We start from the raw sequence: 15,210 nt of genomic DNA, 5'->3' as shown, positions 1-15,210 counted from the left end.
GATTTCCGACCATGCGCCTATAGTCCGAAGTAGGGCGACGAAGCGGAATGCCTCACGGTGTGGGGCGGCCGCGCCTTCGTGGTTGGGGGGCCGCGATGGACCCGACGGTGCTCGACCGGCTGTGTGCCGGTGACCATGTCTGCGGGGTGTACGACGACGACGAGCAACGGCTCGGCGTCGTGACCGGAGCGATTTCGTCCGGACTCCGGGCAGGCGAGCGGGTCGTCGTGGCGACGGCACAGCCTGTGGACGCGTTCCTGGACGATTTAGCGAGGCGAGGGGTCGACGTCGGGGTGTTCGGCGACCGGGGACAGCTTGAGGTGACCTTCTCCCAGAGCGGTTACCTCCGAGCCGGGAAGATCGACCATGGCGAGATCCTGAGCCGATGGCGCACCCGGACCGCCGAGGCGCTCGACGCCGGCTACACCGGTCTGCGGGCCGTCGGCGACCTGGGCATGGCGCCCGTGGCGGCCGTCGGGCCCGGACGGCTCAGATCATGCGAGGCCATGGTGAACCGGGTCTTCGCCGCCCTTGATCTCTCGGTCGTCTGCGTGTACGACCAGCGCACGCTCCGCCCGGAGGATCTCGACCACATCATCTGCGCCCACCCGGCCACGCTGGAGCCCTGGGACGACGCGAACTGGAAACCGCTGCTGCGGATGCGTCACACGTCGTGCCCGCCGGGCCTGCGGATGATCGGGGAGGCCGACTTCTCCAACGGGGAGGCGCTGGCCGCCGTGCTGGCCGGTCTCCCCGAGGACGTGTCTCCCGACGGGCCGTTGATCGTCGATCTCGCCGAGCTGCGGTTCGCCGACGCCGCCACCGGCCGTCTCCTGATCAAGGCCGCCCTGACGTGGCCGACGGGCATGCGGATCGTCGGGTGCCGCCGCCCGGTGGCGCGATTGCTGAAGTTGCTGGGCGGCGGCTGGATCCCCGGCGTCCGCGTCCCGGGCGAACGCCCCGCGGCGGGGGCGGTGCCCAGCGGTGGACCCGGCGGCGGACCCGGCGGCGGACCCGGTGTGGGTCCTGTCACCAGGTGACGGGCAATTCGTTGAATCCACCGGTCAAGCGGTCGGCGCGCGGCTTCAGGTCCTCGTACGGCACGGCCAGGCTCAGCGTGGGGAAGCGCTGGAAGAGCGACCCGAACACGGCGCGCAGCTCCACCCGGGCGAGGCTCGCTCCTAGGCAGTAGCGGATCGCGTAGCCGAACCCGACGTGCGGGGAGGCGGCCTCGCGCGAGATGTCGAACCGCTCGGCGTCGGCGAAGGCCCGGTCGTCGCGGTTGGCCGAGGCGATGGAGAGCATCAGCAGGTCGCCCGGGGCGAACCGGACACCGGCGACCTCCGCCTCCTCCCTGACATAGCGGATGATGCCGTGCTCGCTGGGCGCGGCCACCCGCATGATCTCCTCGACCGCCGCACCCGCGAGGGACGGGTCGCGGATCAGCGCGTCGCGCTGTTCGGGGTTGCGCAGGAGCAGCAGGGTGCCGTAGTCGATCTGGTTCACCGTCGTCTCGTGCCCCGCGAACAGCAGGCCGCCCGCGATCCTCGCGACGTCCGGCTCCGGGAGCTGGGCGGTGGCGAGATCGGAGTAGACGTCCTCACCCGGATTTTCGCGCTTCCGCTTCACGATCGCGTAGCTGTACTCGTTCATCTCCCGCAGGGCGGCGGCCGACCGCTCGGGGTCCGACAGGTCGGTCATCTCCTGCGCCGTCGCACGGAATCTCGCCCTGTCCTCGAACGGCACGCCGAGTAGTTCGCAGATCACCTGGATCGGCAGCGGGACCGACAGCCGCTCGTGCAGGTCGGCCGGCGGCCCCTCCTCGGCCATCTCGTCGAGCAGGCCGTCGACGATCTGCCGGACCTTGCCCGACAGGGCCTGCATGCGCCGGGCGGAGAACGCGGGCGCGAGCAGCCGCCGCATCCCGGTGTGCACCTCGGTCTCGGTGGCGTAGTCGCCGGTGGGGCCGCCCAGGAGGGCGCTGTGGGACAGCCGGGGAGCCGTCTCGGGGGTGGGGTGGGATCGGCCGAAACGCTCGTCGGCGAAGATCTGCCGGATCTCCTCGTACCCGGTGACCAACCAGGCCTCGTCTCCGGTCTCGGTGCGGACCCGGGTGATCGGGTGGTCCGCGCGCAGTTCTCCGAACTCGGGGGAGAGAGCCAGTGCGTCCGTGCGCTCGAACGGCAACTGAGGGAGTCCGGGCATGTCAGATTTCCCTTCAAGAGACGTCAGCCTCTAGAAGTTCTCACCTACCCGGGCGATCGACAAGGGGCGAAAGACATCTCTTAACGGCCGCATCGCCATGTCCGGTCAGTGCCGTGCCGTCACCGAGCACTTCTTCGTAGTGTCCGACGAGGCCGGCGCAGGTGTGCGCCCACGTCCGGTCGAGTACCGACCGGCGTGCCCGTTCTCCCATGCCGGCCCGGTATGGCGCGTCCTCCACCAGGCGCAGCACCGCCTCGCGCATCAGGGACGGGGAATCGGCGGGGTAGAGCAGCCCGTTCACACCGGGCCGGACGAGATCGAGCGGTCCTCCGGCGGCCGCCGCGACCACCGGCACCCCCGCCGCCAGCGCCTCCTGGACGGCCTGGCAGTACGTCTCGTTGGCCCCCGTGTGAACGAAGACGTCGAAAGAGGCGAGGACGCGGGACAGGTCCTCCCCGGTGCGCAGCCCGCAGAAGACGGCCCGCGGCAGACGGCGGCGCAGCGCGGGGGCGGCCGGGCCGTCGCCCACGATCACCAGGCGGGTCCCCGGCAGGTCGGCGAGCTCGGCCAGCAGGTGCACCCGCTTGTCCGCGGCCAGGCGGCCCACGTATCCGATCACCGTCTCGCCGTTCGGCGCGAGCTCGCGCCGCACCTCGGCGGAGCGGTGTCGGGGGCTGAACCGGTCGAGGTCGACGCCCCGGCCCCACAGCCGCAGGCGCGGGACGCCGTGCGCGTCGAGCTCCGCCATGGTGGCGGTCGAGGGGGCGAGTGTGCGGGCGGCCCGGCCATGGATGTGCCTGAGCCACGACCAGACGAGCGGGTCGGCGCCGCGGATGCCGTACTGCCGGGCGAAGCCCGCCAGGTCGGTCTGGAAGACGGCCACGGCGGGGACGCCGAGCCCGGCGGCGGCCGTCATCCCCGACGCCCCCACCACCGTGGGGGAGGCGAGGTGGACGATGTCGGGCTTGAACTCCCGGAGCAGCGCGGCGACGCGCCGGGTCGGCAACCCCACCCGGAACGACCGGTAGAACGGCAGCCGGAAGGCGGGGGTGGCGTGCACCGGGAACCCGGCGTACCCGTCGGGCCCGGGGGACGGTGCGATCACCATCGCGTCGTGGCCCTGATCGGCGAAGTGGTCCAGGATCCGGCAGACGGAGTTGGTCACGCCGTTGACCTGGGGGAGGAACGACTCGGAGACGATGGCCACTCTCATGCGGAGATCTCCCGGGCTCGGGGCGGGACGTGCTGCGGTTCGCGGGCGGGCACCGGAGGGAGACGGCGCAGCGCCGGCTCAAGCTCGGCCAGGAAACGCTCGTCGAGCGCCGCCGTCCGGCCGCGCGCCGCGTACCAGGCCTCGCGGACGACCAGCGCGCCGAGCCTGGGGAGGAAGTCCCTCGACCGGCGGGCCAGCCAGCCGGTGCCCTCGACCGCCATCCACCGGACGCTCGCCCAGGCCGACGGGTCGCGCCCGGCCGGCTCCTCGGCGGGCAGCGCCCGTACGGCGACGCCCCGGGCGGCGAGCTCGGCCGCGAAGAGGCGGGCCAGCAACCGGTGCCCGCGCTCGCTGGGATGCAGCCGGTCCACCCCCCACATCCGCCGCTCGTAGAGTGCGGGATGCGAGGCCAGGTCGACGTGGACGGTGCCGTACCTGTCCGCGAGCCGGTCGAGGACGGCGTTGATCGCCCGGACCCTGCGGGTGAGCGGACGCCTGACGAGATCGGGGACGCCCAGCATCAGGCCGGGATCGGGCAGGCGCGCGGTCATGACCGTCGCGCCGGCGTCGCTGAGCCCGCCGACCACGGCGTCCAGGTCGGCGGCGATTCCGGCGAGCCCGAAGTCGCCGCGCAGCGTGTCGTTCACCCCGGCCAGCACGCAGGCCAGCGTGGGCCGGAACGCCAGGGCGAGCGGGAGCTGGTCGGCGGCCAGGTCACGCGACGTGGCGCCGCTGCCGGCCAGGTTGCCGAACAGGACCTCCTCGCGGGGGCCGAGGGAGTCGGCGAGCAGCCGGGCGTACCCGCGCCAGCCGCCGCCGGGCAGCGGGTCGCCCAGGCCTTCGGTCACCGAGTCGCCGAGTGCCACGAAACGCGTCGTCACCGTCACTCCTCTCCCGATGGATCCGTGTGCGAGACAGGCCGCGGCGCCCGAGCCCCGCCCGTGCGGGATCCTGTGCCTATGCCGGGGCCCGCGCCCGCGTCGAGGGCCCGCAGGAAGCCCGCAACCGCGGCCGGCCAGCCGTATCTCTCCGCCTGCCGCCGGGCGGCGGCGCGCCGTTCGCCCTCGTCCCGCGCGAGGATCCGCTCCACGGCGTCGGCGTACGCGCCGGGCCCGCCGTCGACGGCGAGGCCCGCGTCCGCGACCACCTCGGGGAGCGCGCTCTCCGCCGACACCACGACCGGCGTCCCGGACGCCAGCGCCTCCAGGGCGGCCAGGCCGAAGGTCTCCACCGGTCCCGGGGCGATCGTGACGTCGGCGGTGGCGAACAGCCTTGCCACCAGGTCGCGGTCGGACAGGTGGCCGAGGAAACGCACCGGCAGGTCACCGGCGAGCGCCTCGAGCGCGCGCCGCCGGGGGCCGTCGCCGGCGACCGCGAGCACGGCGGGCACCCCGCGGCGGCGGAGCTCACGCAGCGCCAGCACCGGCCGGTCGGGCCGCTTCTCGGGGGAGAGCCTGCTGCAGTGGACGACGAGGTGCTCGCCGGGCGCGGCCAGCGTCCGGCGCAGCTCGGCGTCCCGGTTGGCGGGCGCGAAGCGGTCCAGATCGACTCCCAGGGGCGCCCGCACCAGGTTGGTGACGCCGATCCGCTGAAACTCGGCGGCGGCCCAGCCGGTCGTGCAGATGATCGTGTCGAAGGACTCGGCCGTGGCCGCGTTCAGCCGGTCGGCCATCCGGCCCGCGACGCGGTCGGCGGCCAGATTGGGCAGGACGCCCGCGACGCGCCGGGGCGTGAACACGCGGAGCAGGCCGTCGAGGCTCTCGTGCGACACCATCGCCGAGCGGACCCCGCGTGAGCGGGCCCACCGCCCGGTCCAGCGCAGGGTCGTCCGGTCGGACACCTCCAGCCGGTCGGGCGCGAGGTCGTCCAGCAGCCGCGTGAGCGAGCGGCGGGCGGTGATGACCCGGTATCCCCCGGTGCCGGGGACGAGCGGGCCGGGCACTGAGATCACGAGCCCGGCGGGGGTCTCCCGGCGCTCCGGACGGGGCCCGGGAATCACCAGGGCGACCTCGTGCCCGGCGGCGGCGTAACCCGCGCCCAGCTCCCGGAGGGCCGTGCGCAGGCCGCCCGAGCGAGGGGCGACGAAATTGGCCAGCCGTACGATCTTCATGTTCCATCCACGGCGTCAGGACGGGCGTCTGCGCCGATGGTGGACCGACTGGTCAGCAGGACAGCTAACCGCTTATGGCCTGATACCTAACCTTCTCTGAATACCGGTCAGTGTCGGGACAAGACATGAAACGGATGGGACGGGAGGGGTCTTCATCAAAGTCGGGTGAAGTGACCGCATCCGGTGGGAGATCTTCATCCTGGCCGCGGTGGCCGCGCCGCCGCGCGGGGGAGACCGCTTCTCACTACCAATCGTGTCCGGCAGGGCAGATCGTCGTGTCCGGCACCGAACCTGGAGGTGGTGACGCGTGCGGTTCTCAGCCGAGGACGCGGCCTGGAGCGAGCTGCGCAGCGAGTACGCCGGCCGCTGGTCGATCTGGAGGAGCGACGCCGGGCGCTGGTACGCGACCCGGATGACGAGGTCTCTCTCCCGGGCCGAGATGGATCGGGGCATGATCATGACCGGGAGCGGTGAGAGCGCCGACGAGCTGCGCGCCCTGCTCACGGCTCAGGAGCGCCTGGGCAACCACATGATCTCCACATGATCTCCACCTGACCCGCACCCGATGCCCGCCCCTGATGTCACGGCCTGATGTCACGGCCTGATGTCACAACCTGATGGCGGGGCTGGGGGGTGCGGCCGGGGGTGCGGCGATATCGCCCCAATTGGGGTGAGAGCATCGGGGGATGACGGAATCCGTGGTCAACGACGGCGCGTCTACGGGCGCCGGCGCCGTCCCTCCGACGGGCACCCAGTTCGCGATCGAGGGCGGCGGCTACCGGGCCGTGCTCACCGAGGTGGGCGCGGGCGTCCGGGCCCTGACCCGGGACGGCCGGCCGCTGCTCATGGACTATCCGGCCGGCCACGCGCCGGTGGGGGCGGCCGGGCAGCTCCTCATCCCGTGGCCGAACCGCGTGCGGGACGGCCGGTACGAGTTCGGCGGCGTGGAGCGGCAACTCCCGATCACCGAGATCGCGACGGGCAACGCCACGCACGGCTTCGTGCGCACGCTGCCGTGGACCGTGCTCGCCCGGGAGCCGGATTCGATCCGGTTCGGGCTGCGGCTGTTCCCCCAGCAGGGATATCCGCACGTGCTCGATCTGACCGCCGCTTATGCCGTGGGACCGTCGGGCCTGGAGGCCGAGGTGACCGCGGTCAACGTCGGGTCGACCCCCGCGCCGTACGGGCTGGGCGCACACCCGTACCTGACGCTCGGCGAGGGGACCGTCGACGAGGCGTTCCTGGAACTGCCCGCCGCCGAGTGGGCCGAGGTGGACGCGCGCAAGATCCCGACGGGACGGCGGGACGTCGAGGGCACCGTCTACGACTTCCGGGACGGCCGGCGGATCGGCGGCACCGTGCTGGACACCGCCTACACGGGGTTGCGCCGCGACCCCGACGGGCTCGTCCGGGTGCGGCTGCGGACCGCCGGCGACTCGCACGGGGACTCGCACGGGGACTCGCACGGGGACTCACATGGCGTCGAGCTGTGGGCGGGCGAGGGCGTGCGCTGGCTTCAGGTGTACACGGGTGACACGCTGCCCGAGCCCTACCGCAGAGCGGGGATCGCCGTCGAGCCGATGAGCTGCCCGCCCAACGCGTTCGCCACCGGCGAGGACCTCATCCGGCTCGAACCGGGCGAACGTGCCGGTCACCGGTGGGGAGTGCGCGCGCTGCCCACCGATGTGGGGTGAAACAGCAGTCGTGTCGAGACATGTCTGGTTTTCATGTTATTTCACGACGAGGGGCAGGCCGGCTGGTCTGAACGGGCGGCCGGCCGCACCCCGCCGCTCACGACCGATGGCCCGTTGACCTGGGTGAATACGGCCCCATCCGGAGATGTCACGGTTTGTCAAGGGCGGGTGTGGTCACGATAGGGCACTCGACCGGAAACAATCGCGTTTCATTGAATTCACATGACCACGGTGTGTGCCGTATCGTACGGCGTGGGAGCGCTCCCATTGGCTAAGGAGGCGCGCGTGACTCTCCCCCTCGGACCGGCGCCACTGGACGCCGACCCCGTCTGGACCGCCGAATGCCTCCTACCCGCCGTCCCCGCGAGCGTCGCGTCGGCCCGCTCCCTGGTACGCCGGGAGCTGACCAGATGGGGGCTCGACGCGATGGTGGACGACTGCTCCCTCGTCGTCAGCGAGCTCGCCTCCAACGTCGTACGGCACGGCGGCACCGTCTTCACCCTGCGCCTGGGCAGCAACGGCACCTGGGTGTACGGCGAGATCTTCGACCAGGGGGAGGGCCTGCCCCGGCAGCGGGAGGCCGACATGGACTCGACCGACGGGCGCGGGCTGCTCATCGTGCGGGAGCTCGCCGACGACTGGGGGGTCGTCCGGTCCGCGAGGGGCGGCAAGACCGTGTGGTTCATCACCGGCGCGGAGACCCCGGCCACGGTGCCGATCGTGCCGTCCCGGGCCCGCCTGGCGGTGGGCTGAGCCCGCGCCGCCCGGCAGGGCCCCTGCTCCGTTCGCCCTCCGCCCGGCCCACCCCGCACGTTTGAAATCGGTGGGGAGGATAGAGGCACCGGCGAAGGAGGAGAATCCATGACCATCGCCGGAAGCATCATCCTCATCATGGTGGGCGCCATCCTCACCTGGGCCGTCGACTTCGCCGTCGCGGGCATCGACATCCAGGTCATCGGGGTGATCCTCATGGTCGGCGGGCTCGCCGGGCTGTTGTTCGGCATCTGGCGGCTGACCACCGTCCGCCGCTCGGCCGCCGTTTCCGCCGCCGTTCCGGTCGACGAGGCCACCACCCGCCGCCACGTGTACGAGGAGCGGCGATACAACGACCCCATCTGAGGCCCGTCCACGACCCCATCCGAGCGTCCACTCCTAGCGTCCACGATCTGAGCGCTCCACGATCTGAGCGCTCCACGATCTGAGCGCTGCACGGGCGCCCCGCAGGCGGATAAGGCCCTGCCGGGGCGCCCGTGCCCGTACTCCCGTGCCGATAGCCGCCAATAGGGCACCAATAGGCCACCAACAGGCCGCCGATACGCCCTGCCCGCCCTGCTCATACGGGACGGGCCGTACCGGTCCCCGGGTCACGAACCGCCGCGGACCAGAGCCCGCACCGCCCGCCGGATCGCGTGCCGGTCGATGCCCGCGTCGGCGAGCTGCTCGGCCGGCGCGGCCGAGCCGGGCATGCCCGTCACCGCCAGCTTCACGAGCGGGACCGGGGCGTCCGCCAGCGCGGCCAGGACGGCGTCGCCGAGGCCGCCCTCCGGCCGGTGGTCCTCCACCGTCACGACGCGCCCGGTCGACCTGGCCGCCGACAGCAGCTCGGCCGCGCCGAGGGGCTTGACGGAGTAGGCGTCGACGACGGTGATCGAGATGCCTTCCTCCTCCAGCGGGCCGGCGGCCGCCAGGGCCTCGTGGACGGTGATCCCGGCGGCCACGACCGTCGCGTCGTCGCCGGTGCGCAGGATCTTGCAGCCGCCCACGGGGAACCGCTCGTCCGGGGCGTAGACGACCGGGGTCTCGCCGCGGGTGGTGCGCAGGTAGCGGATCCCCTCCAGGTCGGCCGCCTGCTCGACGAGGCGGGCCGTCTGGTTCGCGTCGCACGGATACAGCACCGTGCTGCCGTGGATCGACCGGAAGGCGGCCAGATCCTCCAGTCCCATCTGCGAGGGACCGTCCGCCCCGATCGAGACCCCGCCGTGCGAGCCGACCAGGCACAGGTCCGCGCGGCTGACCGCGGCCATGCGGACGAAGTCGTACGCCCGGGTGAGGAAGGCGGCGAAGGACACCGCGTACGGCTTCCAGCCCCTCGCCTGCATGCCGACCGCCGCCGCCACCATCTGCTGCTCGGCGATGTGGCACTCGAAGAACCGCTCGGGATGGGCCTCGGCGAAGGTGTCGAGCCCGGTGGAGTCGGCCACCTCGCCGTCCAGCGCGACGATCTCCCCGCGCTCGTTGGCCAGCTCCGCCAGGGCCCGTCCGAACGCCGCCCGGGTCGCGACCCGCTCGCCGATCTCGTACGCCGGGGGGCTGCCCGGGGAGATGGCGAAGCCGTAGGCCGTCCCGGGCCCGGTGGGCGGCGTCACCCGGACGGTGAGCCGGCGTGGTCCGCCCAGCTCGGCGATCGCCTGCTCGGCGTCGTCGAGTGGTTTGCCGTGCTTGCCCTCGCGGTCCTCGACGGCGGACACCCCGAACCCCTTGCAGGTGCGGGCGAGGATGGCCGTGGGACGGCGGCGGGTGGCCCGCGCGTCGGACAGCGCGTAGTCGATCTGGCCGGGATCGTGCCCGTCGATCTCGATCGTGTGCCAGCCGAAGGCGCCCAGCCGCCGGGCGTACCCGGCGAGATCCCAGCCGAGCCGGGTCGGCCCGCGCTGGCCCAGCCGGTTGACGTCGATGATCGCGGTGAGGTTGGCGAGGCCCTCCTGCCCGGCGAACTCGAACGCCTCCCACATCGACCCCTCGGCCGTCTCGCCGTCGCCGCACAGCGCCCACACCTGGTACGGCAGGCGGTCGAGCCGGCGGCCGGTGAGGGCCAGTCCCACCGCGACGGGCAGGCCGAACCCGAGCGAGCCGGTGGCCACGCCGACCAGGGGAACCGAGGGGACGGGATGGCCCTGGAGGCGGCTGCCGCGGCCGCGGAAGGTCAGCAGCTCCTCGTCGTCGATCACGCCGGACGCCTTGAGCATGGCGTAGAGAAGCGGCGAGGCGTGGCCCTTGGAGAAGACCAGATGATCGTTGGCGGGGTCGCGGGGGTCGGTCAGGTCCACCCGGAGATGACGGGCGAGGAGCACGGCCATGAGCTCGGCCGCCGACATCGACGACGTGGGATGCCCCGAGCCGGCGGCCGCGGCGGCGCGTACGGAGTCGACCCTCAGCTGGGTCGCGAGCTCACAGAGGAAACGGTAGTCGACCTCGTCCATCGCCCTCGACTACCCCGCGAATGACCGAATATCGCGGGATTTGAGGCGTTATCTGGTAACCGTCGCCGCTGAGTGGATCATCTGCGCAGGAGGCGGCCGATCCCGGCGACCGCGGCGATCCCGGCCGCGGCGGCCGTCATCGCCCCCCGGTGCTGGGAGAACCACAGCTGGAGGCTGTGACGGTGGGAGCGGGTGTCGAAGTCGCCGTGCGCGCCGTAGTCGTGGTCCTTGTCCGCGGGCTCCCAGAGATTGGACACGCCCGTGGGCGGCTCGTCCGCGAGCTGCGACTGAACCCCCGTCCTGGCCAGATAACGATCGAGCAGGGCGGGCGCGATCCGCTGCGCCAGGATCGTGGCCGCGGTGGTGCCCCCGACCCAGTACTCCTTGCGCTCGGGATGCTCGGCCGCGAAGAGCAGCGCCCGGGCCGCGACCTCCGGCTGGTAGATCGGCGGCACCGGCTGGGTGTGCCGCCGCATGCGATTCAGGCCCCAGTCGAACTGCGGTGTGTTCAGCGCCGGGAGCTGCACCATCGTGATGTGCACGCCGGATCCCTCGGCCATCAGCTCGGTGCGGACCGACTCGGTGAAGCCGGTGATCGCGTGCTTGGCCCCGCAGTACGCCGACTGGAGGGGGATCGACCGGTACGCGAGGGCCGAGCCCGCCTGCACGATGACGCCCCGGTCGCGCGGCCGCATCGTCTCCAGCGCGACACGGGTGCCCCACACGTAGCCGAGGTAGGTCACGCGCGTGGTCCGCTCGTACTCCTCCGGGGTGATCTCCATGAACGGCGCGAAGACCGTGGTGAAGGCCACATTGATCCACACGTCGATCGGCCCCAGCTCCGCCTCGACCCGCTGCGCGGCCTCCCGCACCTGGTCGTAGTCGGAGACGTCCGCGCTGTAGACCTTCGCCGTGCCGCCCTCGGCGCCGACGTCGACGGCGGCACCGGCGAGGCCGGCTTCACCCCGCGCGATCAGGGCGACGGTCGCGCCCTCGGCGCCGAGCTGCCGGACGACCGCGCGGCCCACACCTCCGCTCGCGCCCGTCACGACCACGACCTTGTTCGTCAGGCTCACCGGGGGTCATCCTCTCGATTCCGGTCCGCCGCCCAGCGTGCGCTGCTTCCTCACGGCGAACACCATGTTCAGGACCACGAGTACGGCGACGACCAGGACGATTCCGGTCAGCCACCACAGCCGCGCGACGGCGGACAGCACACCCACGGCCACGCAGAAGACGAGCACGAACGAGCCGAGGCGGATGCGGATCACGTCCATGGGTGTCGCCGGCACCATCGGCTTGCCGGACGGCGAACGCTGTTCCTCGCTCATATTCTGGCGGCTACCCCCACAGCCGGGACGAAAACAACCGCCATGACACCGCCACAACCAGCACCGTCATCCGGTTTGGGAGGTCCGGGACCGGGTAGCCAAGTCGCTTCGCGAGGCGATTGGGGGTGTCCCATGAACGAGGGAACGACGCGGAGACCGTCCCGTGGCGCCCGCCCGTGAGCGCGACCCTGCTCGTCGACGGCGTCGAGCGGATCGCCGTCCTGCGGGCCAACGCCCTCGGCGACCTGCTGCTCGCGCTGCCCGCGATAGCGGCGCTCAAGCGGGCCTATCCCGTCGCCAGGATGACCCTGCTGGGCCGGGAGTGGCACGCCGGATTCCTCCGCGGCCGGCCTGGACCGGTCGACGAGGTGGTCGTCCTGCCGCCCGTGCCCGGGGTCTCCGGCCCGCCGGGCGTGCCGCCCCCGCCGGACGACGTCTACACGGACCTGCGGGAACGTCACTTCGATCTGGCCGTGCAGATGCACGGCGGCGGGCGCGCCTCGAACCCGTTCATCCGGCGGCTGGGCGCCCGCGTCACCGCAGGCCTGCGCGCCCCGGACGCCCCGCCGCTCGACCGCTGGGTGCCGTACGTGCACTACCAGCACGAGACGCTGCGCCACCTGGAGGTGGCGGGACTGCTCGGCGCGTCCACCTCCGACCTCGAACCGCAGGTCGCGGTCGTCAGAGGTGACTGGGCGGAGCTGAACCGCGTCATCGGTCATCTGCCGCGCGGTCTCGTCGCGATCCATCCGGGCGCGAGCGACCGGCGCAGGAGATGGCCGCCCGAGCGGTTCGCCGAGGTCGCCGACCGGCTGGGACGGCCCGTGGTGGTCACCGGCACGGAGGAGGAGCGCGACGTCGTCGACAGGGTGGTCGCGGCCATGAAACGGCCCGCGCGCCCGGTCGTCGGCGAGCTGTCCGTGGGCGGGCTCACCGCGCTGTACGCGGCGTGCGACCTGCTGGTGTCCAACGACACCGGGCCCCGCCATCTGGCGGCCGCCACCGGCACGCCCACCGTGGGCGTCTACTGGTGCGGCAACCTCGTCAACTGGGGACCGCTGACCCGGCATCTGCACCGGCCGGTGATCTCCTGGACCACGCGGTGCCCCGTCTGCGGCGGCGCCGGCGCGGATCCGGTCATGCGGGCGTGCGGCCACCCCGACGCGTCCTGGGTCGGCGACGTCACCGTGGACGCCGTACTGGAGCAGGCATGGGATCTGCTGAGGTGACGGCGTTCGCCGTGCCGGAGATCGAGTTGCGGCCCAGCGACCCGAAAGAGCCGGGGATCCGGCGGCACCGCCGCGGCAAGGGCTTCACCTACACCTGGGCGTCGGGACGGCCGGTCAAGGACAGGGCGACACTGCGGCGGATCAGGTCCCTGGCGATTCCGCCCGCGTGGACCGACGTGTGGATCTGCGCCGCGCCCGACGGGCACCTGCAGGCGGTGGGAACCGATTCGGCGGGCCGCAGGCAGTACCGCTACCACGAGGAGTGGCGGCGGAGGCAGGACCGGGCCAAGTTCGACCACGTGCTCGAGGTGGCCGAGCGGCTGCCGGTCTTCCGCGAACGGGTGGCCGGAGACCTGGCCGGCGACGAGCTGACCCGTGAACGGGTCCTCGCGACCGCGGCCCGCATGCTCGACATCGGCTTCTTCCGGGTCGGCGGGGAGGAGTACACCGACTCCTACGGCCTGGCGACGCTGCGCACCTCCCACGTGAGGTGCCGCGATGGCCAGGTGATCTGCAGATACCTGGCCAAGGGCGGCAAGGAGCGCGCGCTCGTGTTGCGGGACCCCGACGTGTGCGCCGTCCTCACCGCCCTGTCGTCCGGCCGGCGGGGCGAGTTGCTGTGCTACCGGACCGGCGAGGGCTGGGCCGACGTGCGCAGTGCCGACATCAACGCCTATCTGAAGGAGACGCTCGGCACCGAGGCGTCGGCCAAGGACTTCCGCACCTGGCACGCCACGGTCCTGGCCGCGGTCGGGCTGGCCGTCTCCAGGCCGGTACGCGGCACGACCGGCCGGAAGCGGGCCGTGTCCCGGGTGATTAAGGAGGTCGCCGAATATCTCGGCAACACCCCGGCGGTCGCCCGCGCGTCCTACGTCGATCCACGTCTGATCGAGCTGTACGAGAAGGGGCAGGTGATCCCGGCCGAGCGGCTGGGGGAGGGCGCGGGCGAGGGAGGGCCGGCCACCCACGGGCGGGTCGAGGAGGCCGTCATCAGCCTGCTGCGCGGGGCCGGCCGTCCAGGGGCGACAGGCCGCGGGAGGAGATCACATCCTCGTACGCGGCGAGCGTCTCGGCGGCGATCCGGCTCCAGCCGTACCTGACCCTGGCCCGGTCGGCACCGGCGAAGCCGTACGCGGCGCGCCGGACGGGGTCGTCGAGCAGCCCGCGCAGCGCCCTGGCCAGCACGAGGGGCTGCCGGGGCGGCACCAGCAGGCCGGTCACCCCGTTGACCACGGTCTCCTTCTGGCCGCCGACCGCCGAGGCCACGACGGGCACCCCGCATGCCATGGCCTCCAGTGTGACCAGGCCGAAGGGCTCGTACCAGGGGACGGACACCACGACGCTCGCCGAGCGCATCAGGGCGGGCAGCCGGTCGCGGCCGACCGTGCCGAGGAAGCGCACCCGATCGGCCACCCCCGCCTGGGCCGCGAGCCACCGCAGCCGGGTGATCTCGGGGTCGTGGTGCAGCGCCGCCGCCGGCGGGCCGCCGGCGATCACCAGTTCGGCGTCCCTGAGGTGCCGCAGGGCGTCGATGGTCGTCTCGATCCCCTTGCGCGGCACGAGGCGGCCGACCGAGAGCAGCCGTGGCCGTTCCGGCCGCTCCAGCGGCTCGACGTGCGGGTGGAAGACCGATGAGTCGACACCGCACGGCACGACCTGGGCGGTCGTGCGGGGGATCCGCATCCTGATCAGCTCGTCGACCTCGTCCGGGCAGGTGGCGATGATCGCGTCGGCGCGCCGGCCGATGGCGGCCTCCGCCTCGATCCGTTCGCGCGGGCTGGTGTCGGCGAGGCCCTGGTGCCGCCGCTTGACGCTGCCAAGGGCGTGGTAGGTGTGCACCACCGGGATCCCGAGCCGCTCGGCCGCGTCGAGGGCGGCCAGGCCGCTCATCCAGAAGTGACTGTGCACGACGTCGGGCCGGTCGAACAGCCACCGGTCGTGCAGCCAGCGTCCGAACCGCGGGATCCAGGGCAGGATCTCGTCCTTGGCGATCGGTGCGGCGGGGCCCGCGGGCACGGCGACGACGGTCACGCCGGGGCCGAAGGAGACCGTCTCGGGCAGGTCAGGGTGATCCCTTCGCGTGTAGACCGTCACGTCGTGCCCGCGCTCGCCGAGTTGCCTGGCGAGCGCGGCGACGTGGACGTTCTGGCCGCCGGCGTCCACCCCGCCGAGGGCGGCGAGGGGGCTGGCGTGCTCCGAAACCATGGCGATCTTCACTGTGAGGTCCC

General features: G+C 72.7%; 15 protein-coding genes. 7 read left to right on the top strand and 8 right to left on the bottom strand.

Annotated elements, in window-relative coordinates:
* Positions 1-95 precede the first annotated feature (95 nt).
* Complete coding sequence (locus JOL79_RS05170; RefSeq protein ID WP_210154485.1) at positions 96-1,040, top strand: MEDS and STAS domain-containing protein; 945 nt, start codon at positions 96-98, stop codon at positions 1,038-1,040.
* Here JOL79_RS05170 and JOL79_RS05165 read toward each other — a convergent pair.
* The 4 genes from JOL79_RS05165 to JOL79_RS05150 are packed head-to-tail and all read right to left on the bottom strand — an operon-like array spanning position 1,030 to position 5,528.
* Positions 1,030-2,205 carry a cytochrome P450 gene (locus JOL79_RS05165; RefSeq protein WP_210154484.1) on the bottom strand — a complete coding sequence of 392 codons (1,176 nt, stop codon included), beginning with the start codon at positions 2,203-2,205 and terminating at the stop codon, positions 1,030-1,032. The genes JOL79_RS05170 and JOL79_RS05165 overlap by 11 nt on opposite strands.
* A gap of 40 nt (positions 2,206-2,245) precedes the next feature.
* Positions 2,246-3,418, bottom strand: coding sequence for a glycosyltransferase family 4 protein (locus tag JOL79_RS05160; RefSeq protein ID WP_210154483.1), 1,173 nt, complete (start codon positions 3,416-3,418; stop codon positions 2,246-2,248).
* Entirely contained in the window at positions 3,415-4,299 is an 885-nt protein-coding gene (locus JOL79_RS05155) for an SGNH/GDSL hydrolase family protein (RefSeq protein WP_210154482.1), read from the bottom strand. The genes JOL79_RS05160 and JOL79_RS05155 overlap by 4 nt, the downstream gene beginning before the upstream one ends.
* Positions 4,300-4,301: 2 nt before the next feature.
* Positions 4,302-5,528, bottom strand: a complete 1,227-nt coding sequence (locus JOL79_RS05150; RefSeq protein ID WP_210154481.1) for a glycosyltransferase — start codon at positions 5,526-5,528, stop codon at positions 4,302-4,304.
* A gap of 307 nt (positions 5,529-5,835) precedes the next feature.
* Between JOL79_RS05150 and JOL79_RS05145 the strand changes: the two genes are divergently transcribed.
* From JOL79_RS05145 to JOL79_RS05130, 4 genes are all read left to right on the top strand, one after another.
* A complete protein-coding gene (locus JOL79_RS05145; RefSeq protein ID WP_307848322.1) occupies positions 5,836-6,072 on the top strand; it encodes a hypothetical protein in 237 nt (78 codons plus the stop codon).
* Positions 6,073-6,214: 142 nt separating this feature from the next.
* Positions 6,215-7,222: an aldose 1-epimerase family protein gene (locus tag JOL79_RS05140; RefSeq protein ID WP_210154480.1), complete on the top strand. Its 1,008-nt coding sequence runs from the start codon at positions 6,215-6,217 to the stop codon at positions 7,220-7,222.
* A gap of 285 nt (positions 7,223-7,507) precedes the next feature.
* A complete protein-coding gene (locus JOL79_RS05135) occupies positions 7,508-7,975 on the top strand; it encodes an ATP-binding protein (RefSeq protein ID WP_210154479.1) in 468 nt (155 codons plus the stop codon).
* A gap of 108 nt (positions 7,976-8,083) precedes the next feature.
* Positions 8,084-8,341, top strand: coding sequence for a DUF6458 family protein (locus tag JOL79_RS05130; RefSeq protein ID WP_210154478.1), 258 nt, complete (start codon positions 8,084-8,086; stop codon positions 8,339-8,341).
* 245 nt (positions 8,342-8,586) lie between these two features.
* On the opposite strand, the gene JOL79_RS05125 is transcribed toward JOL79_RS05130, so the two are convergent.
* The 3 genes from JOL79_RS05125 to JOL79_RS05115 form a co-directional block, all read right to left on the bottom strand.
* Positions 8,587-10,422 (bottom strand): transketolase, encoded by a 1,836-nt coding sequence (locus JOL79_RS05125; RefSeq protein WP_210154477.1) that lies wholly within the window; start codon positions 10,420-10,422, stop codon positions 8,587-8,589.
* Positions 10,423-10,499: 77 nt separating this feature from the next.
* Positions 10,500-11,492 carry an SDR family oxidoreductase gene (locus JOL79_RS05120; protein ID WP_210154729.1) on the bottom strand — a complete coding sequence of 331 codons (993 nt, stop codon included), beginning with the start codon at positions 11,490-11,492 and terminating at the stop codon, positions 10,500-10,502.
* 12 nt (positions 11,493-11,504) lie between these two features.
* Entirely contained in the window at positions 11,505-11,753 is a 249-nt protein-coding gene (locus JOL79_RS05115; protein ID WP_210154476.1) for a hypothetical protein, read from the bottom strand.
* A gap of 176 nt (positions 11,754-11,929) precedes the next feature.
* Between JOL79_RS05115 and JOL79_RS05110 the strand changes: the two genes are divergently transcribed.
* Positions 11,930-12,982, top strand: coding sequence for a glycosyltransferase family 9 protein (locus JOL79_RS05110; RefSeq protein ID WP_210154475.1), 1,053 nt, complete (start codon positions 11,930-11,932; stop codon positions 12,980-12,982).
* Positions 12,964-14,082: a DNA topoisomerase IB gene (locus JOL79_RS05105; RefSeq protein ID WP_230984232.1), complete on the top strand. Its 1,119-nt coding sequence runs from the start codon at positions 12,964-12,966 to the stop codon at positions 14,080-14,082. Before JOL79_RS05110 ends, JOL79_RS05105 begins: the two co-directional genes overlap by 19 nt.
* Here the strand turns inward: JOL79_RS05105 and JOL79_RS05100 are convergent.
* Positions 13,973-15,199 (bottom strand): glycosyltransferase, encoded by a 1,227-nt coding sequence (locus JOL79_RS05100; protein ID WP_210154474.1) that lies wholly within the window; start codon positions 15,197-15,199, stop codon positions 13,973-13,975. The two genes, JOL79_RS05105 and JOL79_RS05100, sit on opposite strands and share 110 nt — an antisense overlap.
* Positions 15,200-15,210 lie beyond the last annotated feature (11 nt).

The organism is Microbispora oryzae, assembly GCF_017896165.1.
GTDB classification, from domain to species: Bacteria; Actinomycetota; Actinomycetes; order Streptosporangiales; family Streptosporangiaceae; genus Microbispora; species Microbispora oryzae.
The sequence above is the reverse complement of the archived record's forward strand: the minus strand, read 5'-3'. Positions and strand labels throughout refer to the sequence as shown.

Coding starts and splice junctions, on each gene's coding strand:
- JOL79_RS05170 (WP_210154485.1), top strand. CDS start 96: ATGGACCCGACGGTGCTCGACCGGCTGTGTGCCGGTGACCATGTCTGC.
- JOL79_RS05165 (WP_210154484.1), bottom strand. CDS start 2,205: ATGCCCGGACTCCCTCAGTTGCCGTTCGAGCGCACGGACGCACTGGCT.
- JOL79_RS05160 (WP_210154483.1), bottom strand. CDS start 3,418: ATGAGAGTGGCCATCGTCTCCGAGTCGTTCCTCCCCCAGGTCAACGGC.
- JOL79_RS05150 (WP_210154481.1), bottom strand. CDS start 5,528: ATGAAGATCGTACGGCTGGCCAATTTCGTCGCCCCTCGCTCGGGCGGC.
- JOL79_RS05140 (WP_210154480.1), top strand. CDS start 6,215: ATGACGGAATCCGTGGTCAACGACGGCGCGTCTACGGGCGCCGGCGCC.
- JOL79_RS05130 (WP_210154478.1), top strand. CDS start 8,084: ATGACCATCGCCGGAAGCATCATCCTCATCATGGTGGGCGCCATCCTC.
- JOL79_RS05125 (WP_210154477.1), bottom strand. CDS start 10,422: ATGGACGAGGTCGACTACCGTTTCCTCTGTGAGCTCGCGACCCAGCTG.
- JOL79_RS05115 (WP_210154476.1), bottom strand. CDS start 11,753: ATGAGCGAGGAACAGCGTTCGCCGTCCGGCAAGCCGATGGTGCCGGCG.
- JOL79_RS05105 (WP_230984232.1), top strand. CDS start 12,964: ATGGGATCTGCTGAGGTGACGGCGTTCGCCGTGCCGGAGATCGAGTTG.